Consider the following 24,593-nt stretch of genomic DNA (forward strand, 5'->3'; position numbering starts at 1 on the left):
CCGGCTACAGTCCGGCGCGTGAGCACCAAGCCCAAGACGCAGTACACCTGTTCCGCCTGTGGCGGCACCAGCCCGAAATGGCTGGGCCGCTGCCCGCACTGCAGCGAATGGAACACGCTGGAAGAGACCCTCGTCGAAGCCGCCGGCAGCGGCCGCAACCGCTACCAGTCGCTGGCCGCGGCGCAGCCGGTGGCCACCCTGTCGGAGATCGAGGCCGCCGAGGTCGACCGCACGCCCACCGGCCAGCCCGAGCTGGACCGCGTGCTCGGCGGCGGCATCGTCGAAGGCGGCGTGGTGCTGATCGGCGGCGATCCCGGCATCGGCAAGTCCACCTTGCTGCTGCAGGCGGCCGAGACCCTGAGCGAGCAGATCAAGGTGCTCTACGTCACCGGCGAGGAATCGGGCGCGCAGGTCGCGCTGCGCGCGCGCCGGCTCGGCCTGGCCGGCACGCGGCTGCGCGTGCTGGCCGAGATCCAGCTCGAGAAGATCCAGGCCGCGCTGGCCAGCGAACAGCCAGCCTTCTGCGTCATCGACTCGATCCAGACGCTGTATTCCGACCAGCTCAGCTCGGCGCCGGGCTCGGTGGCGCAGGTGCGCGAATGCGCCGCGCAGCTCACCCGCACGGCCAAGGCCAGCGGCTGCGCCATCGTGCTGGTCGGCCATGTCACGAAGGAAGGTGCGCTGGCCGGGCCGCGGGTGCTGGAGCACATCGTCGACACGGTGCTGTACTTCGAGGGCGACACGCATTCGAGCTATCGACTGGTGCGCGCGATCAAGAACCGCTTCGGCGCGGTCAACGAGATCGGCGTGTTCGCGATGACCGAGCGCGGCCTGAAGGGCGTCAGCAACCCGAGCGCGATCTTCCTGTCCACGCATGGCCAGCCGGTGCCGGGCTCCTGCGTGCTGGTGACGCTGGAAGGCACGCGGCCGCTGCTGGTGGAGATCCAGGCGCTGGTCGACAGTGGCGGCGCCGCGCCGCGGCGGCTGTCGGTCGGCCTGGAGCGCGACCGGCTGGCGATGCTGCTGGCGGTGCTGCACCGCCATGCCGGCGTCGACTGCCTGGACCAGGACGTGTTCGTCAACGCGGTGGGCGGCGTGCGCATCAGCGAGCCGGCGGCCGACCTGGCGGTGCTGCTGGCCATCCAGGGCAGCCTGCGCGGCAAGGCCTTGCCGCAGGGCTTCATCGCCTTCGGCGAAGTGGGCCTGGCCGGCGAGGTGCGGCCCGCGCCGCGCGGCCAGGAGCGGCTGAAGGAAGCGGCGAAACTCGGCTTCTCGATCGCGGTGGTGCCCAAGGCCAATGCGCCGAAGAAGGCGATCGAGGGCCTGCAGGTGCATCCGGTCGAGCGCATCGAGGAAGCCATCGACATCGTGCGCGGGCTGTAGCGGCCCAGGAGCTTGTCCATGCGCATCGCGATCCTGTCCGACATCCACGGCAACCTGCCGGCGCTCGACGCGGTGCTGGCCGAGGTGGCCGGGCTCGGCGTCGATGTGACGCTCAATTTGGGTGATATCGCCAGCGGCCCGCTGTGGCCGGCCGAGACCATCGAGCGCCTGATGCCGCTGAACCTGCCGACGATTGCCGGCAACCACGAGCGCCAGCTGCTGACGCTGCCGCGCGAGCGCATGGGCCCCAGCGATGCGCATGCCGCCGGCTGCCTGGGCGACGCGCACCGGGCCTGGCTGGCCGCGCTGCCGGCCACGCGCTGGCTCGACGACGAGGTGTTCTGCTGCCACGGCACGCCGGGCAGCGACCTGGTCTACCTGATGGAGACCGTCACGCCCGACCAGCAGGCCGGCGGTGCCTCGGGCCTGCGCATGGCCAGCGCCGCCGAGCTGGCCGAACGGCTGGGCAAGCTACGCCCACGGCTGCTGCTGTGCGGCCACACCCATGTGCCGCGCACCATGCGCTGCGGCGAAACCGTGATCGTCAACCCCGGCAGCGTCGGGCTGCAGGCTTACGACGACGCGCATCCCTTCGTCCACCGCGTCGAGACCGGCAGCCCGCATGCCCGCTGGGCGCTGGCCGAGCGCGATGCGCGCGGACAATGGCATGTCCAGCACCGGCTCACGCCCTACGACTGGGACGCCGCTGCCGCACAGGCAGACCGCCACCACCGCGGCGACTGGGCCGATGCGCTGCGCACCGGTTTCGTCGGCCGCTTTGAAGCATCAGTGACAGCATCCTCATGAATTCCACCATCGGCTGGGCCCTGGCCGTCCTCGGCACCGCACTGGGCTACCTCTTCTACGGCTGGCGCGGCGTGGCGCTGGCGGTGTCGGCGATGGTGTTCTGGCTGCTGCTGCAGTTCAGCCGCGCGCTGCGGGCGATGCGCGCGGCCAGCGAGGCGCCGGTGGGCTCGGTCGCCAGCGCGGTGATGTTGCAGGCCAAGCTGCGCAAGGGGCTGCGGCTGATGGAGCTGATCCAGCTCACCCGCAGCCTGGGCGAGAAGCGCGCCGAAGCGCCGGAGACCTACCGCTGGACCGACGCTTCAGGCGCTTCGGTCACCGTGGTGCTGGTCGGTGGGCGCGTCACCAGCTGGCAGTTCGAGCGCCCGGCCGAGGGCGACGCGCCCCCGGCCTGAAGCCGGCTCCTAGAATCGGGGCTTCGATTTTTCACTTCACGAGGCGAGCGATGTCGATGTCCGACCGCGACGGCAAGATCTGGATGGACGGGGCGCTGGTCGACTGGCGCGACGCCAAGATCCACGTGCTGTCCCACACGCTGCACTACGGCTGCGGCGCTTTCGAGGGCGTGCGCGCCTACAACACCGTCAATGGCACCGCCATCTTCCGGCTGCAGGAACACACCGAGCGCCTGTTCAACTCGGCCAAGATCCTGCGCATGAAGATCCCCTTCACGCCGGAGCAGGTGATGGCCGCGCAGTGCGAGGTGGTGCGCGCCAACAAGCTCGAGAGCTGCTACCTGCGCCCGCTGGTGTGGATCGGCGACCAGAAGCTGGGCGTCAGCCCCAAGGGCAACACCATCCACCTGATGGTCGCGGCCTGGGCCTGGGGCGCCTACCTCGGCGAGGAGGGCATGAAGCGCGGCATCCGCGTCAAGACCTCCAGCTACACCCGCCACCACGTCAACATCACGATGACGCAGGCCAAGGCGGTGAGCAACTACACCAACTCGATCCTGGCCAACATGGAAGCCACCGAGGACGGCTACGACGAGGCGATGCTGCTCGATGCCTCGGGCTTCGTCTCCGAAGGCGCGGGCGAGAACCTGTTCGTCATCAAGAACGGCGTGGTCTACACGCCCGACCTGTCGGCCGGCGCGCTCAACGGCATCACCCGCAACACCGTGTTCGCGATCTGCCAGGACCTGGGCCTGAAGCTGGTGGAAAAGCGCATCACGCGCGACGAGGTCTACATCGCCGACGAGGCCTTCTTCACCGGCACCGCCGCCGAAGTGACGCCGATCCGCGAGCTCGACCGCATCGAGATCGGCAGCGGCTCGCGCGGGCCGATCACCGAGAAGATCCAGACCGCCTTCTTCGACATCGTCAACGGCCGCAACGCGAAATACGCCGAGTGGCTGACCAAGGTGTGATGCGATGAGCACGACGACCCCCCCGGCCGCGGTGGAGCTCACCGCGAAGGAACTGCAGGGCCCCGGCGTGATCGCCTGCCCGAACCCGAAGATGACGCTGTGGAGCGCGCATCCGAAGGTGTTCATCGATGTCGCCACCACCGGCGAGGGCCGCTGCCCGTATTGCGGCACGGTCTACAAGCTGAAGGCCGGCGAGAAGCTGCACGCCGGCCACTGAAGGCCGGCCCACCCACGCCGAGCGCATGGACGCCGACCTGCAGGCCCTGTCGCAGGCGGCGCAGTTGCGCTTGGCCGCCCGCGCCGGCGAACTGCTGCGCGCGGCGCTCAGCGGCGCCGACACCTATGTCTGGGAATGGGACATCGTCGCCGACGAGCTGGCCGAGCTGGAGCAGGGCTTCAAGCTGCTGGGCTACTCGCAGCCGCCGCCCAGCCGCGGCGCGCTGGTGTGGGACGCGTTGGTGCACCCCGAGGACCGCTCGGTCAAGCACCGCGCCTACTTCCGCCATGCGCGCGGTGACAGCTCGGTCTACGAGGCCACCTACCGTGCACGGGCGGCCGATGGCCAGTGGCGCTGGCTGCACGAGCGCGGGCGCATCGTCGAGCGCGATGTCGAAGGCCGGCCGACGCGGCTGGTCGGGATCCAGACCGATGTCACCGAGCGGCGCCAGGTCGAGGCCGCAGCGGCCGCGGCGGTGTCGCGCCTGGTCAACATCGCCGCGCACGTGCCGGGCATGCTGTTCCAGTTCGAGCGCCGCGCCGACGGCACGGCCCGCTTCCCCTACGTCAGCGAGCGCTGCGAGGCGCTGCTGGGGGTGCCGTCGACCGCGCTGATGGCCGACGCCGCGGCGATGCTGCGGCGCATCGACTTCGCCGACCGCGGTCCGATGATGGACAGCATCCAGGACTCGATGCGCACGATGGCGCCCTGGCAGCTGAAGTTCCGCGTCCACCGGCGCGACCATGCGCTGCGCTGGATCCGCGGCAGCGCCACGCCGCGCCTCGGGCCCGACGGCAGCTGCATCTGGCACGGCTATTTCGAGGACGCCACCGAGGCGTTGACGATCGAGCAGGCGCAGCAGGAACGCGCTGCCGCCGAGGCCGCGAACCGCGCCAAGACCGATTTCCTCTCGCGCATGAGCCACGAGCTGCGCACGCCGCTGAACGCGGTGCTGGGCTTCGCGCAGCTGATGGAGGTGGACGCCACGCAACCCCTGAGCGACGACCAGCGCCGCCGCGTCGCGCTGATCCGCGAATCGGGCGAGCACCTGCTGGCGATGATCAACGACCTGCTGGACCTGACCAGCATCGAGGCCGGCCGCGTGACGCTGGCGCCCGAGGCGGTGGCGCTGGATCCGCTGATCGAGGACTGCTTGGCGATGGTGCGCGCCGGCGCGCAGCGCGACGACGTGAGCTTGCTGCATGCGCCGCTGTCCGGTTTGGCCGCTCACATTGACCGCAAGCGCCTGCGCCAGGTGCTGCTGAACCTGCTGAGCAACGCCATCAAGTACAACCGCCGCGGTGGCCAGGTGCGCGTGGGCGTCGAGCGCGAAGCTGATGGCGGCCTGCGCCTGCAGGTGGCCGACACCGGCGTGGGCCTGAGCGAGGCCGAGGTCGGACAGCTGTTCCAGCCCTTCAACCGCCTGTCGCAGGCGCGCAGCGGCATCGAAGGCTCGGGCATCGGGCTGGCGGTGACGCAGGCCCTGGTGCAGTTGATGGGCGGCCGCATCGAGGTGCAGAGCGCGCTGGGCCGCGGCTCCACCTTCACGGTGGTGCTGCCGGCCGGCGTGGAGCCGGCGGCGGCTTGATCAGAGTTGCAGCTTGCCGGCGAAGACCACCGGGCCGGTCGGGGCGCCGGTCGGTGAGCCCCCCGGCGGCTCGACGCTGACGGCCAGCGCCGCGGTGTTGCGCTGATCGAGCAGCGCCTGCGGCAGCTTGTCGCGGCGGATCACGGTCAGGCCGCTGGCCGAGATCAGGCCCAGCGAGCGCGGGGCGCCCTGCGGCGGCACGGCCCACAGTTCGAGCGCGCGGTCGACCTGCAGCGACACCGGCTGCACCGGCCGCGTCACCAGCGCACGGCCATCGCCGGAGAAGCTGGCGACGAAGCTGCTGGCGCCGGCCGGCGCGCCATCGGCCGCCTGCAGCACCACCACCACCGGCGGCTGCTGTGGCTGCGGGTTGGCCAGCAGCAGGCCGAGGCTGACGGCCGCGACCGTGGCGAAGGCCGACGCGCCGCGCCAGAACGCGAGGCCGCGCCACCAGGGCTGGGCCGCGGCCGCGTGGGCCGGCGCGGCCGCGGCCGGCCACAGCCGCTGCTCGATGCCGGCCCAGGCCTGCGGTGGCGGTGGCACCGGCGTCACCGCGCCGGTCAGCGGCATCAGCCGCGCCTGCCAGGCAGCGGTGGCGCGGCGCAGCGCCGGGTGGGCCGGCAGCAGCGCTTCGAAGCGGCGGCGGGCGCCGCCGCGCAAGGTGCCGGCCACGTATTGCGAGGCCAGCGCGTCGGCGAGGTCGGGGCGGCTGTAGTCCATCGCGTGATCAGGCCGCGCCCGCCATCGTCGTCTCGTCGCGCTGCGCGGCGCGTTCGAGGCAGGTCTTCAGCGACATCAGCGCACGCCGCACCCAGCTCTTCACCGTGCCCAGCGGCTCGCGCAGCTGCTCGGCCACTTCGGCATGCGACAGGCCGTCGAAGAAGGCCAGCGCCACGCTCTGCCGCTGCTGCGCCGACAGGCCCTGCATGCAGTGCGAGAGCTGGCGCGCATCGCTGGCGCGCTCCAGCAGCTCGGCCGGGCCGGGGCCTTCATCGGCCATGCGCTGGTCGAGGTCGGGGCGCTCGTCGTCCTCGTCGGCGGCATGCACGCTCTCCAGCCGCGGCTGCGCCTGGGCACGGCGCAGGCTGTCGATGGCCTTGTTGCGGGCGATGTGCGTCAGCCAGGTCAGCGGCTGGGCCTGGTGCGCGTCGAAGTTGCCGGCGGCCTTCCAGGCGCTGACGTACACCTCCTGCAGCAGGTCTTCGGCGATCGCACGGTCGCGCTGGATGCGCAGCAGCACCGCGAACAGGTGGCCGCTGGTCAGCTCGTACAGCTGCTTGAAGGCCTGGCGGTCGCCCAGGGCGCTGCGCGACAGCAGCTGCGCCAGGTCGCGGCTGCGCTGGCTCCAGTCTTCGGGCACGGTCTTCATCGGGCGCTCATTCTCGGTCGATACCGGCTCCAGGGGCCGTCCCTACAATCACCGGCTTATGCCGCGCGAACAAGAATTCATCCTCACGCTGTCCTGCCGCGACCAGACCGGCATCGTCTACGCCGTCTCGGGCCTGCTGTACCAGGCCGGCTGCAACATCATCGATTCGCAGCAGTTCGGCGATGTCGACGGCGAGCATGCCACCGGGCTGTTCTTCATGCGGGTGCATTTCGCGGCGCCGCCCAACCTGGCCGAGGTGGCGATGCTGGAGAACCTGTTCGCCCATGTGCGCGGCCAGTTCCGGATGGAAGCGCACATCCACGCGCTGGCGCAGCGGCCGCGGCTGCTGATGATGGTCAGCCAGCATGGCCACTGCCTGAACGACCTGCTGTTCCGCGTCAAGAGCGGCCAGCTCGACGTCGACGTGCGCGCTATCGTCTCGAACCACGCCACCTACGCGTCGCTGGCGCAGAGCTACGGCATCGACTTCCATCACCTGCCGCTGCCCGCCGGCAGCGACGCGGCGACCAAGCGCGCGCAGGAGCAGCAGGTCGAGGCGCTGGTCGAGCGCGAGCGCATCGACCTGGTGGTGCTGGCGCGCTACATGCAGATCCTGAGCCCCGAGTTCTGCGCCGCGCTGAAGGGCCGCGCGATCAACATCCACCACAGCTTCCTGCCCAGCTTCAAGGGTGCGAAGCCCTACTACCAGGCCCACGCACGCGGCGTGAAGCTGATCGGCGCGACCGCCCACTACGTCACCGCCGACCTCGACGAAGGGCCGATCATCGAGCAGGACGTCGAGCGGGTGGACCACTCGCTGTCGGCCGAGGCGATGACCGCAGTGGGCCGCGATGTCGAATGCGTGGTGCTGGCGCGCGCGGTGCGCTGGCATGTCGAGCACCGTGTGCTGATGAACGGCCACAAGACCGTGGTGTTCCGCTAGGCCCGACCGATGCCGCGCAGCAAGCCGCCGCCCGCCCACCTGCTGGCCTCGCCCGACGATGTCGAGGCCCAGTTCTACGACGCGCTGCGCGAGGGCGACATCGACAAGCTGATGGCGCTGTGGTCCGACGAGGACGACATCGTCTGCGTGCACCCGGGTGGTCCGCGCATCGTCGGGCCGCGGGCGGTGCGCGCGGCCTTCGAGGCGTTGTTCGCGGCCGGCCGCATCCATGCCCAGCCGCAGCACGTGAAGCGCGTGCAACTGATCGACGCGGCGATGCACAACGTGCTGGAACGCATCGACGTCAGCACCACCGAAGGACCGCGTACCGCGTACGTCGTCGCAACCAACGTCTATCACAAGACCGCGCTCGGCTGGCGCCTGGTGGCGCACCATGCCAGCCCCGGCACCAGCGGCAACGAGCTGCCCGAAGTGGCCGAGGCGCCCGGCACCCTGCACTGATGGACCGCTTCTCGGCGCCGTGGTGGCTGCCCGGCGGCAACACGCAGACGATCTGGCCGGCGCTGTTCTCACGGCGCTTCCCCACCGCGCCCGCGCCCTTGCGCCGCGAGCGCTGGACCACGCCGGACGGCGACTTCGTCGATGTCGACTTCGGTGCCGAGGCGCGGCCCGGCGCGCCGCTGCTGGTGCTGTTCCATGGGCTCGAAGGCTCGTCGGCCAGCCACTATTCGCAGGCCTTCGCGCATCTCGCGCGCGAGCAGGGCTGGGGCTTCGCGCTGCCGCATTTCCGCGGCTGCTCGGGCGAGCTGAACCGCGCGCCGCGGGCCTACCACTCGGGTGATTTCGAAGAGATCGGCTGGGTGCTGGGCCGCCTGCGCGAGCGCAGCCCGCAGGCGCTGCGCGCGGCCGGTGTCTCGCTGGGCGGCAACGCGCTGCTGCGCTGGGCCGAGGAGGCCGGCGCCTCGGCCGCCGCCACGGCCGCTGCGGTGGCCGCGGTGTGCTCGCCGGTCGACCTGGCCGCCGGCGGCGCGGCGATCGACAGCGGCTTCAACCGCCTGGTCTATGCCCGCATGTTCCTGCGCACGATGAAGCCCAAGGCGATGGCCAAGCTGGCGCAGCACCCGGGCCTGTTCGACCGCGACAAGGTGCTGGCCGCGCGCACGATCCGCGCGTTCGACGATGCCTTCACCGCGCCGCTGCATGGCTTTCGCGGTGTCGACGACTACTGGTCGCGCGCCTCGGCCAAGCCGGCGCTGGCCGACATCCGCATCCCAGCGCTGGTGCTCAATGCCCGCAACGACCCCTTCGTGCCGGCGGCCAGTCTGCCGCGCGAGGGCAGCGTCGGCCGGCATGTCACGTTGTGGCAGCCGCCGCATGGCGGGCATGTCGGCTTTCCGGCCGGGCGCTTTCCCGGCCAGGTGCTGGCGATGCCCGAGGCCGTGCTGGGCTGGATGCGCGCAGTGGCTTGAGCCCGTCGCGGCGGCCGATGCGCTAAGGTGCCCGGCATGGACGACATCGTGCTGGCGGCGCTGAAGAAATGGCCGAACGTGCCGCATTGCCATGGCTGGCTGGCACTCGATGCCCGCGGCGACTGGTACCTGCGCGACGAATCGACGCAGCGGGCCGGTGCGTTCCCGCGCATCAAGGGCAGCCGCATCGAACACCGCGGGCTGATCGACTTCATCGGCCGCAACTACGCGGCCGATGCCGCCGGCGCCTGGTTCTTCCAGAACGGGCCGCAGCGGGTGTATGTGCAGCTCGAAGTGGCACCGTGGATCTGGCGCGTGCGGCAGCGGGCCGGCGGCACCGAGCCGCAGGTGCACAGCCACACCGGCGTCGAGACCGAGGTGTGCGATTGCTGGCTCGACGAGACCGGGCGGCTGTACCTCGGCACCGCGCTGGGTTTTGGCCTGGTCCACACGCAGGATGTCGGCGAGGCCGCCGAGGCCATCGAGGCCGGGTTCTGGTCGCCGGCCGCGCTGGCACTGGCGCTGGCGCCCGAACGCTTCGGCTATCAGTTGAATCCGCAACCCGGCTCCTAGACGGGGCAGCGGGCCCCTGTCTTCGTCTACGCGCCGCGGCGGACTTCGGATGCAGGCATGAAAAAGCCGGCCTCGCGGGCCGGCTGGATGCGGGAGCGGACGGCTCCGCGGCGGCTCAGTTCGCCGCGCTGGCGGCGCTGGCGGCCGCGGCGGGGGCCTTCGGCTCTTCGAGCTTGCCGCCGCCCTTGTTGGCCATGTACACCACGGCGCGGCCGATCTCCAGGTCGCTGAAGTCGCCGCCGCCCTGCGGGCTCATGTTGCCCTTGCCCTTCAGGGCCGAGGTCAGCAAGGCCTCGTAGCCGGTCTTGATGCGGGGGGCCCAGGCGGCTTCGTCACCCAGCTTGGGCGCGCCCACGGCACCGGAGGTGTGGCAGGCCGTGCACTGGGCCTGGAACACCTGCTCGCCGGTCTTCAGCGAGGAGGCATCGCTGGCGTCCTTGATCTCGATCGAGCCGATCGGCTGGATGCGGCGGGCCACGGCTTCGGCGCTCATGCCGTCGCTGCCGGCACCGGCCTTCTGGCCGAAGTCGACGAAATTGGTGAGCATGATGATCACCACCACCGGCACGACGAACGCCGCCACCACCGCGGTGATCAGTTGCTTGGGGGTCTTGATCGGACCTTCGTGGACTTCGTGTTCGGTGTGCTGAGCGTCGCTCATGGATTCCTCTTATGCACCTCGTGCGGTCTGGTCGAAGCCCGGGGTGACCCCAAGCAAAACCTGTCGATTATAGCGATCGACCCGCGGGGCCTCGCAGCCACGGCCGGCGCGACGGGCGCTTGGACTAGAATGCCGCTCAGCCTGCGCCAGGCGACCGTGGTGAAGTGGATATCATTGGGCCCTCCGAAGGCCTAGTCGCAAGTTCGATTCTTGCCGGTCGCGCCAACACCCCTGCTGCGTTTGCTGCGTTCGGCCGCGGGCCTTGCGGCCTTGCTCGCGCTGTTGTCGGCCTGCGGCACCCGCCCGCCGGCACCCACCCCCCAGACTTCGCGCCCGGGCGCCCTTGCGCCGGCAGTGCCCGGCGACCGCGATGGCCCCGAGGCCAATCCGCCCCCTGAGCTGCTGCGCGTGCCCGACGCCGAGCCGCGCGTGGAGCCCGTGCGTAGCGGCGGGCCGAACAAGCCCTACGAGGTGCTGGGCCAGGCCTACGTACCGGTGCTGGGCGATCCGCCGATCGTCGAGCGCGGACTGGCCTCCTGGTACGGCCGCAAGTTCCACGGTCGCGCTACCGCCAGCGGCGAGACCTACAACATGTATGCGATGACGGCCGCGCACCGCACCATGCCGATTCCGAGTTATGCCCGGGTGCGCAATCCGGCCAACGGCCGCGAGGTGGTGGTCCGCATCAACGACCGCGGCCCGTTCCATTCCGATCGCGTCATCGACCTGAGCTACACCGCGGCGCTGAAGCTGGGCCTGCTGGGCGGCGTCGCGCCGGTCGAGCTCGAACGCATCACCTACGAGGCCATCCGCACCGGCAGCTGGCGCCGGCCGGCCGAGGACACGCGGCTGGCGGCCGCGCCGCTGCCGGGCGAGGGCGGCGAGGCCGACCCGGTGGGCGAGATCGCGCGCCGGGTTGCCGGCGAACCGCCGCTGCTGCCACCCCCCGCGGCGAGCCCGCCGCCCGCCGAGCGCGGGGCCGTGGCCGCGGCGCCGGTGTCGCCGCAGCGCGGCTTCTGGCTGCAACTGGGCGCCTTCCGCCAGCGCGAGGGCGCCACCGACCTGCAGCGCCGCCTGCAGCGCGAGGCCGACTGGCTGGGCCCGCTGCTGGCCATCTTCCACGAACGCAGCGTGCACCGCCTGCAGGCCGGGCCCTACGCCAGCCGCGACGATGCCGGTGCCGCGGCCGAGCGCCTGCGTGCGCTGCTGTCGGCGGCGCCGATGGTCGTCGAGCGCCGCTGAAGTGCGTGCCGGACTGTAAGGAAGCTGCCGCTTCACGCGACTCAGCGTCTCAGGTGCCCCTGCGCGCCTGAAGGGTCGCGCGGCCTCGTGCTTGCGCATGTCACGGCTTGCATGCATGCTGGGCTGCCACGGGAGGGGTGTTCGAGGATGCGGTCCACGGCCAACGACGATCTGAACCGGCAGGCGGTGCGCCAAGGCTTCGAGGCCGTGCGGGCACGCTCGGAAGCGCTGGTCGAGGGCCTGAGCGCCGAGGACATGGCGCTGCAGTCGATGCCCGATGCCAGCCCGGCCAAGTGGCACCTGGCGCACACCAGCTGGTTCTTCGAGGCGCTGGTGCTGCGTGCGCACGAGCCCGGCTACGAGGCTTTCGACGAGCGCTTCTTCTACCTCTTCAACTCGTACTACGAGGCGCTCGGCCCACGCCATCCGCGGCCGCAGCGCGGGCTGCTCAGCCGCCCGGGCGTGGACGAGGTGCGGCGCTACCGCCACCATGTGGACGGTGCGGTGCAGCGCTTCATCGCCGGTGCCGGCAGCGCGGCCTGGGCCGCCGCGGCGCCGCTGCTGCGCCTGGGCCTGCACCACGAGCAGCAGCACCAGGAACTGCTGCTCACCGACATCAAGCACGCGTTCTCGCTGAACCCGCTGCAGCCGGCCTGGCGTGCGGCTGGAGACCGGTGCCGCAGCGAGCGCCTGCCCTTGCAGTGGCGCGGCCACGCAGGCGGGCTGGTCGAGATCGGTCATGCCGGCGAGGCCTTCGCGTTCGACAACGAGACGCCACGCCATCGCGTGTTCCTCTCGCCCTACGAGCTCGCCTCGCGACCGGTCAGCTGCGGCGAGTACCTCGACTTCATCCGCGACGGCGGCTACCGCCAGCCGATGCTCTGGTTGAGCGACGGCTGGGCCGCGGTGCAATCGCAGGGCTGGCTCGCGCCGGCCTACTGGGCGCTGGCGGCCGATGGCACGCCCACCGGCGAGCTGTTCACCTTGCATGGCCCGCAGCCGCTGGACCCGGCCGCGCCGGCGTGCCACCTGTCGGCCTACGAGGCTGCGGCTTTCGCGGCCTGGGCCGGTGCGCGGCTGCCCACCGAGTTCGAGCTCGAACATGCTGCGGCTGCCGAGCCCACGGCCGCCGTGCGCGACGACTTCGGCTGGATGCAGCCGCTGCAGGCCGCAGGCACGGCAGTTGCCCCCGAGGTGTGGCAGTGGACCAGTTCGTCCTATGCCCCGTACCCCGGCTTCCGGCCGCTGGCAGGTCCCGCGGCCGAATACAACGGCAAGTTCATGATCAACCAGCTGGTGCTGCGCGGCGGCAGCTGCGCCACGCCGCCGGGCCACTGGCGCAGCAGCTATCGCAACTTCTTCCCGCCGGCCGCGCGCTGGCAATTCACCGGCCTGCGACTCGCAAGGGATGCCCGATGATCGAATACGCCTGGGCCCACCGGCTCGCCAACCCGCTGGCCGTGGCCCTGCTCGAAGGCCTGCGCCACAAGCCCCGCGCGATTGCGCCGAAGTTCTTCTACGACGCCCGCGGCTCGGCGCTGTTCGACCAGATCTGCGATCTGCCCGAGTACTACCCGACGCGCACCGAGCTGGGCCTGCTGCAGCGCCATGCGCGCGAGATGGCCGAGTGCATCGGCCCGGCCGCCGACGTGGTCGAGTTCGGTGCCGGCTCGCAGCGCAAGATCCGCCTGCTGCTGCAGGCCTTGCAGCGGCCGGCGCGTTATGTGCCGGTGGACATCTCGACCGAGCACCTGCGCGAGCATGCGCGCGCGCTGCAGGCCGAACAGCCCGGCCTGCCGGTGCAGGCGCTGGCCGCCGACTTCAGTGCCGACATCGTGCTGCCGCCGCTGCCGGCCGAGGCGCGCCGCCGCGTCGGCTTCTTCCCGGGGTCGTCGATCGGCAATTTCACGCCGGCCGAGGCGCTGCAGTTCCTGCGCCGCAGCGCGGCGTGGCTGCGCGGCGGCGGGCTGCTGATCGGCGTCGACCTGGTGAAGGACCCGGCCGTGCTGCATGCGGCCTACAACGACGCGGCCGGCGTCACCGCGGCCTTCAACAAGAACCTGCTGCTGCGCGCGAACCGCGAGCTGGGCACCGACTTCGATGCCGAGGCCTTCCACCACCACGCGTTCTACGACCCGCGGGCGCAGCGCATCGAGATGCACCTGATCAGCGCGCGGCGGCAGACGGTCCGCGTGTTCGGCGAGCGCTTCCTGTTCGACGAAGGCGAATCGCTGCACACCGAGAACTCCTGCAAGTACACGGTGGAGGGCTTCCAGCACCTGGCGCGCGAAGCGGGCTATGCGCCGCAGGCGGTGTGGTGCGACGCGCAGCGCTTGTTCAGCGTGCACTGGCTGGCCGCGCCGGCCGACTGAGCGTCCAACCGAGCGCCCGACCGGGCCGCAGCCCCCGGGGACGGGCGGGCACAATCCGCCACGCCGTTCACAAGGCGTTTACCCGCCGTGCGCATGCTGCCGCGGCCATGACGACCATGCCCCTCCTGCCTGCCCGGCCATTGCTGCTGCTGGGACTGTCCTGCTGTGTGCCGGCGTCACGGGCCGCCGATGCGCCACCGCCTCCTGCCGCCGCCTCGGCGCCGGTACGTGCTGCCTCCGCCGCGGCCCCGGCGCGCCCCGCCTCCGCGCCAGCGGCCAGGCCGCAGCAGGTGGAGATCATCGGCAACACCCAGCCCGAGAGCAATGCCGAGCGCCGGCGCTCGACCGCCTCGCGCATCATCGTCGGCCGCGAAGAGCTGGACCGCATGGGCGACGGCACCCTGGGCGAAGTGCTCAAGCGCCTGCCCGGCGTCACGATGGGCGGACCGCCTGGCCGCGGCAGCGCGCCGCGCATGCGCGGCCTCGGTGGCGGCTACACGCAGATCCTGATCGACGGCCAGCGCATGCCCTTCGGCTTCTCGCTCGACTCGATCGCGCCGGAGCAGATCGAGCGCATCGAGATCATGCGCGCGCCGGTGGCCGAGCACGGGGCGCGCGCGATTGCCGGCACCATCAACGTGATCATGCGCGAGGACTTCAAGCGCATGGCCAACGAGTTCAAGTTCGGCGGCGGTCTCGAACAGTCGCGCCGGCCGCAGGCGGGCCTGAACTGGATCTACAGCGGCCAGACCGAGCGCCTGGGCTACAACCTCACCGCCACCGTGTTCCGCCAGGACCTGGGCAACGAGGTGTCCACGCATGTGCATGGCGCCGACGCGCAGGGCAACACCACGCTCGAGCAGTTCACGCGCAGCCGCGGCGACGACCGGCGCGAGAGCCTGTTCCTCAGCTCGCGCCTGCAATTCCGCCTCGGGCCCGGCCACACGCTGGACCTGCAGCCCTTCCTCAGCAGCACCCGCGTGCGCGGCCTGCGTGACAGCACGCTCGACCAGCCGATCAACCTCGGCCGCGATGGCGATGCACCCTACGACCACGCGCACAGCCGCAGCGAAACGCAGACGCGGATGGCGCGCTTGAACGGCACCTGGATCGTGCCCACCGGCAGCGGTGGCCGCTTCCAGCTGCGCTTCGGCAGCATGCTGGCCTTCAACGACAGCGTGACGCGCCGGCTCGAATTCAACCAGGCCGACGAGGTGATCCGCACGCGGCACGACGATGGCTCGCAGCGTGACCTGTCCATCGACACCAGCGGCAAGTTCTCGCAGCTGCTGGGGGAATCGCACAGCGTCTCGGCTGGCTGGGAGCTGCAGCGCGGCCAGCGCAACGACCAGCGCCGCAGCCTGACAAACGGCGTGCCCATCCTCACCGACTTCGGCGACAACCTCGAAGCCACCACCCTGCGCGTGGCCGCCTATGCGCAGGACGAGTGGGAGTGGAGCAAGCGCTTCTCGTTCTATGCCGGCCTGCGCTGGGAAGGCATCCAGACCCGCAGCGACTCGATGGACGAGCCGGTGCGCAACAAGAGCAGCGTACTCACGCCGCTGCTGCACGCGGTGTGGCGCCTGCCCGATGCGCCGCGCGACCAGCTGCGCTTCAGCCTGACGCGCAGCTACCGCGCACCCAACACCTCGCAGCTGATCGCGCGGCCTTCGATCTCGACGCTGTACCCCGACCTGGCCAAGGGCAACCAGCCCACCAGCCCCGACCGCGCCGGCAATCCCGACCTGAAGCCCGAGCTGGCCTGGGGCACCGACCTGGCGTTCGAGCACTACCTCGAAGCCGGTGGCCTGCTCAGCGCCAACCTGTTCGCACGGCGCATCGACAACCTGATCCGCACCGTGCGCGCGCTGGAGACGGTGGGCTATGCCACGGCGCCGCGCTGGGTGGCACGGCCGCAGAACATCGGCGGCGCCACCGCGGCCGGCCTGGAGCTGGAGGCCAAGCTGCGCGCGGCCGACCTCTGGACCACCGACTTGCCGCTCACTTTGCGTACCAATGCCAGCCTGCTGTGGTCCCGCGTGGACGGCGTGCCAGGCCCGAACAACCGGCTCGACCAGCAGCCGCGCTACACGCTGAACCTGGGTGCGGACTGGCCCGTCCGGGGCACGCCGCTGACGATCGGCGGCAACCTCAATTTCACCCCCTCGTTCGTGATCCAGCAGATCGATTCGCAGGTCTACCGCCAGGGCGTCAAGCGCCAGCTCGATGCCTATGCCTTGTGGCGCTTCGGCACCATGGCCAGCCTGCGGCTGTCGATCACCAACCTCTCGGCGCGCGACTTCGACTCGGCCAGCACCACCTTCCTGGCCGACGGCAGCAGCCAGACGCAGGACACGCTGACGCGCAGCTACACCGTGGCCAACCTGCGCTGCGAGCTGAGGTTCTGAACCCCGGCGGCGGCCAGGCTGCCGGCCACCACCTCGGCCAGTGGTGTCTGCGGCGGCGGCCCGATCAGCGCGCGAAGACGGCTATCGTCCAAACGGTGCGGCCGCTGCCACAGGTAGCGCATGCCCAGCACCGCGCGCACGATCGGCATGACCGGCGCCACCAGCTGCCACTGCCACCAGGCGAAGGGCCGGCGTTGCAGCCGGCGGCCGACCGCGGCGTCGATCGCGTCCATCAGCTCGGTGCCGGTCAGCGTGAGCCCGGCGTAGTGCAGCGACGCGTGCGGTGGCAGCTGCGCGCGCTGCGCGGCCACGCGCACGAACACCTCCGCCAGGTCCGGCAGCCAGGCCCAGGCGTGCGGCAGGTCCACCGGGCCCGGATAGCTGACGCGGCCGCGCGGCACCGACCTGGCGATCGCCAGGTCCATCCACGTGCCGCGCTCGCCGAGGAAATCGCCGGCGCGGATCACGATGCTGCGCACGCCGCTGCCGGCCAGCGCTTCTTCGAGCGCGATGCGCTGCGCGGCTTTCTCGGTGTTGGCGACGAAAGGGGTCGACTCCGTCAGCACCGGCGGCAACGCTCGGCCGAAGTTGTAGACGTTGCCCGGCAGCATCACCGTGGCCCCGGTGGCGCGGGCGATGGCGATCACGGAATCGGTGATCGGCGGCAGCAGCGTGGCCCAGCGCGCGTAGTGCGGGTTCACGGCGTGCACGATCAGCGCGGCGCGCGGCACGGCGCGCACGATGGCCGCGTGGTCCAGCACGTCGGCCTGCAGCCACTGCACGCCGGCCGGCAGGGGTTCGCGCGCTGGCTGGCGCGCCTGCGCCACCACCTGCCAGCCGGCGCGGGCGAAGGCCTGCACCGCGGCCGCGCCCAGGCGGCCGTTGGCGCCGAGCACCAGCACGGTGGCGGGCGTGTTGTTCGGGGAGTCGGGGGTGATGGTCATGGCGGTACGCGTGGCTCAGGGGTGACCCATCGTGCCCGGCCCTTGCCATCATGAGAAGGTGCATGCGAGCATGGTTGACATTCAAATATGAATGACCATGGCCGCCGCCTTCGACCCCCACACCATTGACTGGAACCTGCTGCGCGCGCTGGTCGCGGTGCTCGAGCACGGCTCGCTGACGCGCGCGGCCGAGCGGCTGGGCACCAGCCAGCCCACGCTGAGCCGGCAGATCGCCGCGCTGGAGCAGCAGGTTGGCGCGCCGCTGTTCGAGCGCGCCGCGCGCCGGCTCAAGCCCACGCCGCAGGCCCAGGCGCTGGCCGAGCCGGCGCAGCGCATGCTGGCCGCCGCGCAGGCCATGTCGCATGCCGCGCAGCAGGCCTCGGGCCAGCTCGCCGGCAGCGTGCGGCTCACCGCCAGCGAGGTGGTCTCGGCCTACGTGCTGCCGCCGATGCTGGCGCGCCTGGCCACGCGCCACCCCGAGATCCAGGTGGAACTGGTGGCCAGCAACCGGCTGGACAACCTGCTGGAGCGCGAGGCCGACATCGCGGTGCGCATGCTGCGGCCGACGCAGGGCACGCTGATCGCGCGGCACATCGCCGACTGGCCGCTGGGCGTCTTCGCGCACCGGCGCCTGCTGCCGCGCAAGCGCCTGCCGTCACTGGCGCAGGCGATGCAGATGCGCTGGCTGGGCTATGACCAGTCGATGCAGATGATCGAGGGCTTTCGCGCCGCGGGCTTCGACATCGACCGCCGCTTCTTCGCCTTCCGCTGCGACAACCAGATCGTGCACTTCGAGTCGTTGCGCGCCGGGCTGGGCACCGGCATCGCGATCGTCGCGCTGGCCGAACAGCAGCCCGACCTGCAGCGCCTGGTGCCCGAGCTGCCGTTGCCGCTGTTGCCGGTGTGGCTCACCGCGCACCGCGAGCTGCGCGCGAGCCGCCGGCTGCGCCTGGTGTTCGACTTCCTGGCCGACGAGCTGACGGCCTGGGGCAGCGCTTGATCAGCGACCCCCACTGACGTCCAGGATCGCGCCGGTGGTGTAGCTGGCGTCGTCGGACAGCAGCCACGCGATGGCGGCCGCGACTTCCTCTGCCCGGCCGGGTCGCTGCATCGGGATCACGCCGGCCGACTGGCGGGCGCGATCGGGCTCGCCGCTGTCGGCATGGATGTCGGTCTCGATGATGCCGGGCCGCACCGCGTTCACGCGCACGCCTTCGGCCGCCAGCTCGCGCGCCAGGCCGATCGTGAACGAATCGATCGCGCCCTTGCTGGCCGCGTAGTCGACGTACATGCCGGGCGAGCCCAGCGTGGCGGCCACGCTGGAGAGGTTGACGATGGCGCCGCCGCGGCCGCCATGGCGCGTGCTCATGCGCCGCAGCGCCAGCTGCGAACACAACAGCGTGCCGATGACATTGGTGTCGAGCACGCGGCGCCAGCGCGCCACGTCCATCTCGTCCAGCCGCGCCTTCATCGCGACGATGCCGGCGTTGTTGACCAGGCCCGCCAGCGGCCCGAGCTCGGCGTCGACGCGGTCGAACATCGCGCGCACGGCGGCCTCGTCGGCCACGTCGGCGGCGATCGTCACCGCGCGGCGGCCCAGGGCGCGCACGCGCGCGGCCAGCGCCTCGGCCGCCGCTGCGTCGCGCCGGTAGTTCAGCGCCAGGTCGTGGCCGCGCCCGGCCAGCAGCAGCGCGGTGGCGGCGCCGATGCCACGGCTGGCGCCAGTGATCAGCACGGTGGATTTGCTCATGCGGGCATTCTGCCGCTTGGGTACAGTCTGCGCTCCCTGTCCGCCTGAGCTGCACCACCATGAGCCTTCGCCGCCGCACCTTCATCGCCACCGCCTCGTCGCTGCTCGCGGCGCCCACGTTCGCGCAGGCGCCTGCGCTCGAGAAGCCCAAGCTCACGCTGGCGGTCGGCGGCAAGAACCTGCTGTACTACCTGCCACTGACGATTGCCGAGCAGCTGGGCTACTTCAAGGCCGAAGGGCTCGATCTCTCGATCGTCGACTTCGCCGGCGGCTCGCAGGCGCTGCGCGCGCTGGTCGGCGGCAGTGCCGACGTGGTGTCCGGCGCCTTCGAGCACACCGTCAACATGCAGGTCAAGGGGCAGCGCCTGCGCGCCGTCGTGCTGATGGGCCGCGCGCCGCAGATCGTGCTGGGCGTCAACCCGAAGACGATGCCCAATTTCAAGTCGGTGGCCGACCTGAAGGGCAAGAAGATCGGCGTTACCGCGCCGGGCAGCTCGACCAACGTGATGACGAACTTCGTGCTCGCGAAGGCGGGCCTGAAGCCCAGCGACGTCAGCATCATCGGCGTGGGCGCCGGCAATGGCGCGGTGGCGGCGATGCGGGCCGGGCAGATCGACGCGATCTCGAACCTGGACCCGGTGATCTCGCTGCTGCTGCGCTCGAACGACCTGAAGATCGTGTCGGACACGCGCGTCGTCGCCGAAGCCGACAAGGTGTTCGGCGGCCCCATGCCGGCCGCCTGCCTGTACCTGCCGCAGGCCTTCATCGACAAGCATCCGAAGACGGTGCAGGCGCTGGTCAATGCGATCGTGCGGGCCGACAAGTGGATCCAGGCGGCCGGCCCGGGCGACATCATCAAGACAGTGCCGGAGAGCTACCTGCTCGGCGACCGCGCCGTGTACATCGATGCCTTCCTGGCCGCCAAGGGCGCGCTGTCGCCCGACGGCATGTTCCCCGAGGCCGGCGCCGAGACCGCGCGCCGCGCACTGGCCAGCATCGATGCCGAGATCGCCAAGGCGTCGATCGACCTCAAGGCCGTCTACACCAACGACTTCGTCAAGGTCGCCAACGCCAAGTACGCGAAACCCTGAGCGCTACAGCCCTTTCGGGCAGGGTTGCCCGGCGGTCGTGCTGGCGCAGGTGTGGAAATCGGCCAGCATCACCAGCCCGGCGCTGTTGCGCCCGGTCAGCGACATCAGCTTGAAGTCGGCCGGCACCACCGGGTCGCGGCGGTTCTTCAGCGTCAGGGTGGTGACGCTGGCATTGCGCGCTAGCGCGCGTTCGCCGATGCGACCGTTGTCACCCTCGGCGCAATGCGCGTCGTCCACGCACAGCATCGCCGATTCGGGGCGGAAGCCGGCGGCGGTGCCGGTCCAGGCGCTCTTCAGCGTCGCGCTGGCCAGGCTGTTCAGGCCCAGGCGGCGCAGGTCGAGTGCGGCCGCGCCGGTCAGCTGGGGCCAGGGTTGCGCGGCCAGCGTGGCGGTGAGCGGCGGCAGGCCGTCGACCGTGACATCGAACTCGTTGCTCGTCGCGCCGCCGGCCGCGCCGGCCCAGGGCGTGCTGCAGCCCGCATCGGCGAACAGCGCGACACGCACGCTGCCGCTGTCGCGCACCAGGTTGTTGACGATGGCGTCGCCGGCGCTGCCGTCGGGCAGCGCGAGGTAGACATCGTCGACGATGCGCAGGTCGCCGTTCGATGCAGTCATCGAACGCGGCGCGTCGGCGCTGGCGCTGGTGCGCCACAGCGACAGGCGCTGCACGCCCAGGCCGTCGTAGGGCTTGAAGATCGCCAGCGTGCTGCGCTGGCCGGCGGCATCGGTCTGCGTCACGCGGGCGCAGGCCAGACCCCTGGCCGCGGGAATCGCCAGCACCAGGCCGCGCTGGTAGCGGTCGACGGTGATGCCGCTGTCGAGCCGGCGCTCGCGCTGCGCGCTGGCAAAGGCATTGATGTTCAGGGGGTCGACGTGGCCCAGCAGCTTCCAGCCGCTGCTCTCACGCGTGACCGCGAGCTGGCGGCCCAGGCGGCGCGTCGTGCCGTCGCTGGCCAGCAGGTCGACGTTGACGCGGCAGCTGGCCACGCCTTCGCGCTGGCTGCAGCGGGTGGGCGTCGCGGGGTTCAGCGTCACTCCCCAGAGCCTGTCGTCGGCGGCCCAGGCGCACAACGCGGCGGCCACCGGGGCGGCGCCGTTGAAGCTGGTGCTCGGCGTGTCGAGGTGGGCTTGGGTGGCCATGGCAGCGGCCATGCCGCCGGGGCCGGCGCACGCGGCGGCGCTCGCGAAGGCGCTGCTGATCTGCTTGAACAGGGTGTCGATGCCGCTGGTGTCGATGGTGCTCGTCGTCGCGGCAGCGGCCTGGATCGTCATGCGAGGGGCTGCGGCGCTGACGGACAGGACCGGGGCCGGGCTGAGCGTGGTACTGGCCGGCGCCGGCTCATCGGTGCTGCCGCCACCGCAGGCGGCCAGCATCAGGCTGGCGGCAAGGCTGAGGGCCAGGGCCGGCAGCGCGCGGCGGGGCGCGGGGCAGTTCGGGGAACGAAAACAGCGGGCGGGCATGCGAGGGTCTTCTCGGGCGCGGGCGGCGCCTGCTGTGTGTTCAACTCGGCGCCCCCGGGGCAGACTTGAGCCGGCCTGCCGGCACCCGCGCCCCCGCTGGCACACTGTGTGCAATGCATCACGATTCCGCTGCTGCCCCTTCCGCTGCTGCCCCTTCCGCGCTGGCGCTCGACGACGTCAGCTGCACCTTCGCCGCGCGCGACCAGCCGGGCCGCCGCTACACCGCGGTGGCCGACGTCAGCCTGCGCGTGGCGGCGGGCGAATTCGTCTCGGTGGTCGGTCCCACCGGCTGTGGCAAGAGCACCTTGCTGAACGTCGGCGCCGGGCTGCTGGCGCCCAGCACCGGTACGGTCACGGTGTTCGGCGAGCCGCTGGCGGGCATCAACCGCCGCGCCGGCTACATGTTCCAGGCCGAGAGCCTGATGCCCTGGCGCAGCGCGTTGGCCAACGTGATGGCCGGGCTGGAGTTCCGCGGCGTGCCGGCCGCGCAGGCCCGTGCCCAGGCCGAAGACTGGCTGCGCCGCGTGGGCCTGGGCGCCTTCGGCGACCGCTACCCGCACCAGATGTCCGGCGGCATGCGCAAGCGCGCCAGCCTGGCCCAGGTGCTGGTGCTGGACCCCGACATCATCCTGATGGACGAACCGTTCTCGGCGCTGGACATCCAGACCCGGCAGCTGATGGAGAACGAGGTGCTGGCCTTGTGGCAGTCGAAGAAGAAGGCAGTGTTGTTCATCACCCACGACCTCGACGAGGCCATCGCGATGAGCGACCGCGTGGTGGTGATGAGCGCAGGCCCCGCGTCGCGGCCGATCGGCGAATTCACGATCGACCTCGAGCGCCCGCGCGACGTGGCCGAGGTGCGCACCACGCCGCGCTTCATCGAGCTGCACAACGCCATCTGGCAGGTGCTGCGCGACGAGGTGCTCAAGGGCTACCAGCAGCAGCTGCAGGTGAAGGCGGGCTGATGGCGATGCTGGACAAGCTCAAGCCCAACGCCCGCAATCTGCGCGTCTGGCAGCTGGTGCTGCTGCTCGGCGTGTTCGGCCTGTGGTACCTGCTGACCGAGCCGGGCCTGCTGCCGCCGATCTTCTTCGCCGACGACCGCCAGGCGGCCTTCTTCTTCGGCGAGCCGCTGAAGGTGCTGGCGCGCATCTGGCGCTGGTTCGTGGCCGATGCGGACATCTACCAGCACCTGGGCGTGACCTTGATCGAGACGGTGCTGGCCTTTGCCTTTGGCGCGCTCAGCGGCCTGGGCGCCGGGCTCTGGCTGGCTCTGCAGCCGATGGCCTCGGCGCTGCTGGAGCCCTACATCAAGGCGCTGAACGCGATGCCACGCATCATCCTCGCGCCCATCTTCTCGGTGTGGTTCGGGCTGGGCATCGGCAGCAAGGTGGCGCTGGGCGTCACGCTGGTGTTCTTCATCGTGTTCTTCAACGTCTACCAAGGCGTGCGCGAGGTCAGCCCGGTGGTGCTGGCCAATGCGCGCATGCTGGGCGCCAGCCAGCGCCAGCTGCTGCGCCGGGTGTACCTGCCCTCGGCCACCAGCTGGGTCTTCAGCTCGCTGCACACCAGCGTGGGCCTGGCCTTCGTCGGCGCGGTGGTGGGCGAATACCTGGGCTCGGCCAGCGGCGTGGGCTACCTGATCCACCAGGCCGAAGGCGTGTTCGACATCAACACCGTGATGGCCGGTATCGTCGTGCTCACCGCCTTCGCGCTGGCCCTCGATGCCGCGGTCGGCTTCATCGAACGGCGTCTGCTGACCTGGCAGCCGAAGGCGGGAGAGACCGAGAAGCTGTAGCCGGCTGGGGCCCGGCGAACAGGCTGGGCCAGCGCCGGTTGCGCCAGGCCATGAACGGCGCCTCCACCAGGCGCTGCAGCAGCGCGCTCAGCGCGATGCTGGCCAGCGCGATCAGCGCGAACTGCGCCCAGGCCGGCGGCGCCAGCGGCGCGAGCTGGGCCTTCAGCACCACGCCCAGCGGCTTGTGCGACAGGTAGATCGCATACGACCAGAGCGCCAATTGATAAGCGCCCGGCACGCGCAGCCGGTGCAGCCAGCTCTGCGGACTGAGCGCCGCGGCCACCAGCAGGCCGAAGGCCATCGCCATCAGCGAATAGCCGAAGGCGCTCATCGCGAAGCCATAGCCGTAGCCGTCGATGTAGTAGCGCTCGTGCAGGCCCCAGAACATCAGCCCGGTGGCGACGAGGCCGGCCAGCAGCAGCGCCTGGCCATGCCGCATCAGCCTCGCCCAGGCCGCGGGGTGGGCGTTCTTCAGCACGGCCAGCGCCACGCCGGGCAAAAATTCGTCGAAGCGGGTCGGCGTGCCGTAGTAGACCCAGGCGTAGTAGCGATCGAGCTGGTCGTCGGCCTCGCGGCCGAAGCGCAGCCACAGCCAGCAGCGCGTGGCGATGCCCAGCAGCAGCAACGCGGCCATCAGCGCCCAGCCGGCGCGCGCGCCCAGGCGCCAGCGCTGGCCGGCCACCAGCAGCAGCGGGAGCACCAGGTAGAACTGCTCCTCGATGCACAGCGACCAGGCATGCGAGAACGCGGTGCCCGGCTGCAGCCCGATGTTCTGCGTGAAGCTGAGGAAGCGCCACAGCGGCGGCGGCGTGCGCCCGCCCATCTCGCCGGGCCAGCAGAAGTAGGCCGCCAGCACCACCCAGTACACCGGCAGCGTGCGCAGCGCCCGTCGGGCAAAGAACGATCGCAGCGAGAGCGTTCGGCCGCGCACCAGGCCGGTCAGCAGCTGGTTGGCGATCAGGTAGCCGCTGAGCACGAAGAACAGGTCCACGCCGGTCCAGCCGATCACCGCCAGCCAGCCCAGGTCGGGCGCGCGGCTGACGAAGATGCGGTAGTGGTAGACGAACACCAGCACGATGGCGAGCGCGCGCAGCGTGTCGAGGCCGTCGGTGCGCGTGCGCTGCGCAACGGCCGGGTCGGAAAGGGTCATGGGAAGGGGTCGGGCGGGCAGGGCGGCAGGGACGAGGACA

General features: G+C 71.2%; 25 protein-coding genes and 1 tRNA gene. 19 read left to right on the plus strand and 7 right to left on the minus strand.

The window, feature by feature from the left end:
- Positions 1-18 precede the first annotated feature (18 nt).
- From radA to ACILR4_RS08785, 6 genes are read left to right on the plus strand one after another with little or no spacing between them, the layout of a single operon-like run.
- A complete protein-coding gene (gene radA / locus ACILR4_RS08760) occupies positions 19-1,383 on the plus strand; it encodes a DNA repair protein RadA (protein ID WP_395700466.1) in 1,365 nt (454 codons plus the stop codon).
- 18 nt (positions 1,384-1,401) lie between these two features.
- Complete coding sequence (locus tag ACILR4_RS08765; protein WP_395700467.1) at positions 1,402-2,190, plus strand: metallophosphoesterase family protein; 789 nt, start codon at positions 1,402-1,404, stop codon at positions 2,188-2,190.
- Positions 2,187-2,582 carry a hypothetical protein gene (locus tag ACILR4_RS08770; protein WP_395700468.1) on the plus strand — a complete coding sequence of 132 codons (396 nt, stop codon included), beginning with the start codon at positions 2,187-2,189 and terminating at the stop codon, positions 2,580-2,582. The genes ACILR4_RS08765 and ACILR4_RS08770 overlap by 4 nt, the downstream gene beginning before the upstream one ends.
- Positions 2,583-2,632: 50 nt before the next feature.
- Positions 2,633-3,556 (plus strand): branched-chain amino acid transaminase, encoded by a 924-nt coding sequence (locus ACILR4_RS08775; protein WP_395700469.1) that lies wholly within the window; start codon positions 2,633-2,635, stop codon positions 3,554-3,556.
- 4 nt (positions 3,557-3,560) lie between these two features.
- Positions 3,561-3,773 carry a zinc-finger domain-containing protein gene (locus ACILR4_RS08780; RefSeq protein WP_395700470.1) on the plus strand — a complete coding sequence of 71 codons (213 nt, stop codon included), beginning with the start codon at positions 3,561-3,563 and terminating at the stop codon, positions 3,771-3,773.
- A gap of 25 nt (positions 3,774-3,798) precedes the next feature.
- Entirely contained in the window at positions 3,799-5,361 is a 1,563-nt protein-coding gene (locus ACILR4_RS08785) for an ATP-binding protein (protein WP_395700471.1), read from the plus strand.
- On the opposite strand, the gene ACILR4_RS08790 is transcribed toward ACILR4_RS08785, so the two are convergent.
- Positions 5,362-6,081: an anti-sigma factor domain-containing protein gene (locus tag ACILR4_RS08790; RefSeq protein ID WP_395700472.1), complete on the minus strand. Its 720-nt coding sequence runs from the start codon at positions 6,079-6,081 to the stop codon at positions 5,362-5,364.
- Between the two features lie 7 nt (positions 6,082-6,088).
- Complete coding sequence (locus ACILR4_RS08795) at positions 6,089-6,730, minus strand: sigma-70 family RNA polymerase sigma factor (protein ID WP_395700473.1); 642 nt, start codon at positions 6,728-6,730, stop codon at positions 6,089-6,091.
- A gap of 58 nt (positions 6,731-6,788) precedes the next feature.
- Between ACILR4_RS08795 and purU the strand changes: the two genes are divergently transcribed.
- The 4 genes from purU to ACILR4_RS08815 are packed head-to-tail and all read left to right on the plus strand — an operon-like array spanning position 6,789 to position 9,676.
- Positions 6,789-7,673: a formyltetrahydrofolate deformylase gene (gene purU / locus ACILR4_RS08800; RefSeq protein ID WP_395700474.1), complete on the plus strand. Its 885-nt coding sequence runs from the start codon at positions 6,789-6,791 to the stop codon at positions 7,671-7,673.
- Between the two features lie 9 nt (positions 7,674-7,682).
- Positions 7,683-8,135: a YybH family protein gene (locus ACILR4_RS08805; protein WP_395700475.1), complete on the plus strand. Its 453-nt coding sequence runs from the start codon at positions 7,683-7,685 to the stop codon at positions 8,133-8,135.
- Positions 8,135-9,103 (plus strand): YheT family hydrolase, encoded by a 969-nt coding sequence (locus ACILR4_RS08810; protein WP_395700476.1) that lies wholly within the window; start codon positions 8,135-8,137, stop codon positions 9,101-9,103. Before ACILR4_RS08805 ends, ACILR4_RS08810 begins: the two co-directional genes overlap by 1 nt.
- A 36-nt stretch (positions 9,104-9,139) precedes the next feature.
- Entirely contained in the window at positions 9,140-9,676 is a 537-nt protein-coding gene (locus tag ACILR4_RS08815) for a DUF2946 family protein (protein ID WP_395700477.1), read from the plus strand.
- A gap of 115 nt (positions 9,677-9,791) precedes the next feature.
- On the opposite strand, the gene ACILR4_RS08820 is transcribed toward ACILR4_RS08815, so the two are convergent.
- Positions 9,792-10,337 (minus strand): c-type cytochrome, encoded by a 546-nt coding sequence (locus ACILR4_RS08820; protein WP_395700478.1) that lies wholly within the window; start codon positions 10,335-10,337, stop codon positions 9,792-9,794.
- 150 nt (positions 10,338-10,487) lie between these two features.
- Here ACILR4_RS08820 and ACILR4_RS08825 point away from each other — a divergent pair.
- From ACILR4_RS08825 to ACILR4_RS08845, 5 genes are all read left to right on the plus strand, one after another.
- Positions 10,488-10,562, plus strand: a tRNA-Arg gene (locus tag ACILR4_RS08825).
- 129 nt (positions 10,563-10,691) lie between these two features.
- On the plus strand, positions 10,692-11,579 hold the full coding sequence (locus ACILR4_RS08830; RefSeq protein WP_395700479.1) for a septal ring lytic transglycosylase RlpA family protein: 888 nt from the start codon (positions 10,692-10,694) through the stop codon (positions 11,577-11,579).
- A 147-nt stretch (positions 11,580-11,726) separates the two neighbouring features.
- Positions 11,727-12,998, plus strand: coding sequence for an ergothioneine biosynthesis protein EgtB (egtB, locus tag ACILR4_RS08835; protein WP_395700480.1), 1,272 nt, complete (start codon positions 11,727-11,729; stop codon positions 12,996-12,998).
- The gene (egtD, locus tag ACILR4_RS08840) at positions 12,995-13,951 is read left to right on the plus strand and encodes an L-histidine N(alpha)-methyltransferase (protein ID WP_395700481.1); all 957 of its coding nucleotides are present in this window, start codon (positions 12,995-12,997) and stop codon (positions 13,949-13,951) included. The genes egtB and egtD overlap by 4 nt, the downstream gene beginning before the upstream one ends.
- Positions 13,952-14,067: 116 nt before the next feature.
- The gene (locus ACILR4_RS08845; RefSeq protein ID WP_395700482.1) at positions 14,068-16,359 is read left to right on the plus strand and encodes a TonB-dependent receptor plug domain-containing protein; all 2,292 of its coding nucleotides are present in this window, start codon (positions 14,068-14,070) and stop codon (positions 16,357-16,359) included.
- On the opposite strand, the gene ACILR4_RS08850 is transcribed toward ACILR4_RS08845, so the two are convergent.
- On the minus strand, positions 16,320-17,303 hold the full coding sequence (locus tag ACILR4_RS08850; protein WP_395700483.1) for an NAD(P)H-binding protein: 984 nt from the start codon (positions 17,301-17,303) through the stop codon (positions 16,320-16,322). The genes ACILR4_RS08845 and ACILR4_RS08850 overlap by 40 nt on opposite strands.
- Positions 17,304-17,400: 97 nt before the next feature.
- Between ACILR4_RS08850 and ACILR4_RS08855 the strand changes: the two genes are divergently transcribed.
- Entirely contained in the window at positions 17,401-18,303 is a 903-nt protein-coding gene (locus ACILR4_RS08855) for a LysR substrate-binding domain-containing protein (RefSeq protein ID WP_395700484.1), read from the plus strand.
- Here the strand turns inward: ACILR4_RS08855 and ACILR4_RS08860 are convergent, their stop codons facing one another.
- The gene (locus ACILR4_RS08860; RefSeq protein ID WP_395700485.1) at positions 18,304-19,053 is read right to left on the minus strand and encodes an SDR family oxidoreductase; all 750 of its coding nucleotides are present in this window, start codon (positions 19,051-19,053) and stop codon (positions 18,304-18,306) included.
- Positions 19,054-19,112: 59 nt separating this feature from the next.
- On the opposite strand from ACILR4_RS08860, the gene ACILR4_RS08865 reads away from it, so the two are divergent.
- On the plus strand, positions 19,113-20,144 hold the full coding sequence (locus ACILR4_RS08865; protein ID WP_395700486.1) for an ABC transporter substrate-binding protein: 1,032 nt from the start codon (positions 19,113-19,115) through the stop codon (positions 20,142-20,144).
- Positions 20,145-20,147: 3 nt separating this feature from the next.
- Here ACILR4_RS08865 and ACILR4_RS08870 read toward each other — a convergent pair whose 3' ends face one another.
- The gene (locus tag ACILR4_RS08870; protein ID WP_395700487.1) at positions 20,148-21,605 is read right to left on the minus strand and encodes a hypothetical protein; all 1,458 of its coding nucleotides are present in this window, start codon (positions 21,603-21,605) and stop codon (positions 20,148-20,150) included.
- A gap of 113 nt (positions 21,606-21,718) precedes the next feature.
- Here ACILR4_RS08870 and ACILR4_RS08875 point away from each other — a divergent pair, with 113 nt between their 5' ends.
- On the plus strand, positions 21,719-22,570 hold the full coding sequence (locus ACILR4_RS08875; RefSeq protein WP_395700488.1) for an ABC transporter ATP-binding protein: 852 nt from the start codon (positions 21,719-21,721) through the stop codon (positions 22,568-22,570).
- 5 nt (positions 22,571-22,575) lie between these two features.
- Positions 22,576-23,403 carry an ABC transporter permease gene (locus ACILR4_RS08880; protein WP_395700518.1) on the plus strand — a complete coding sequence of 276 codons (828 nt, stop codon included), beginning with the start codon at positions 22,576-22,578 and terminating at the stop codon, positions 23,401-23,403.
- Here ACILR4_RS08880 and ACILR4_RS08885 read toward each other — a convergent pair.
- The gene (locus ACILR4_RS08885; protein ID WP_395700489.1) at positions 23,345-24,553 is read right to left on the minus strand and encodes an acyltransferase family protein; all 1,209 of its coding nucleotides are present in this window, start codon (positions 24,551-24,553) and stop codon (positions 23,345-23,347) included. The genes ACILR4_RS08880 and ACILR4_RS08885 overlap by 59 nt on opposite strands.
- Positions 24,554-24,593: the final 40 nt, after the last annotated feature.

Origin of the sequence: Aquabacterium sp. (assembly GCF_044226965.1) — a bacterium.
Taxonomy (GTDB): domain Bacteria; phylum Pseudomonadota; class Gammaproteobacteria; order Burkholderiales; family Burkholderiaceae_C; genus Pseudaquabacterium.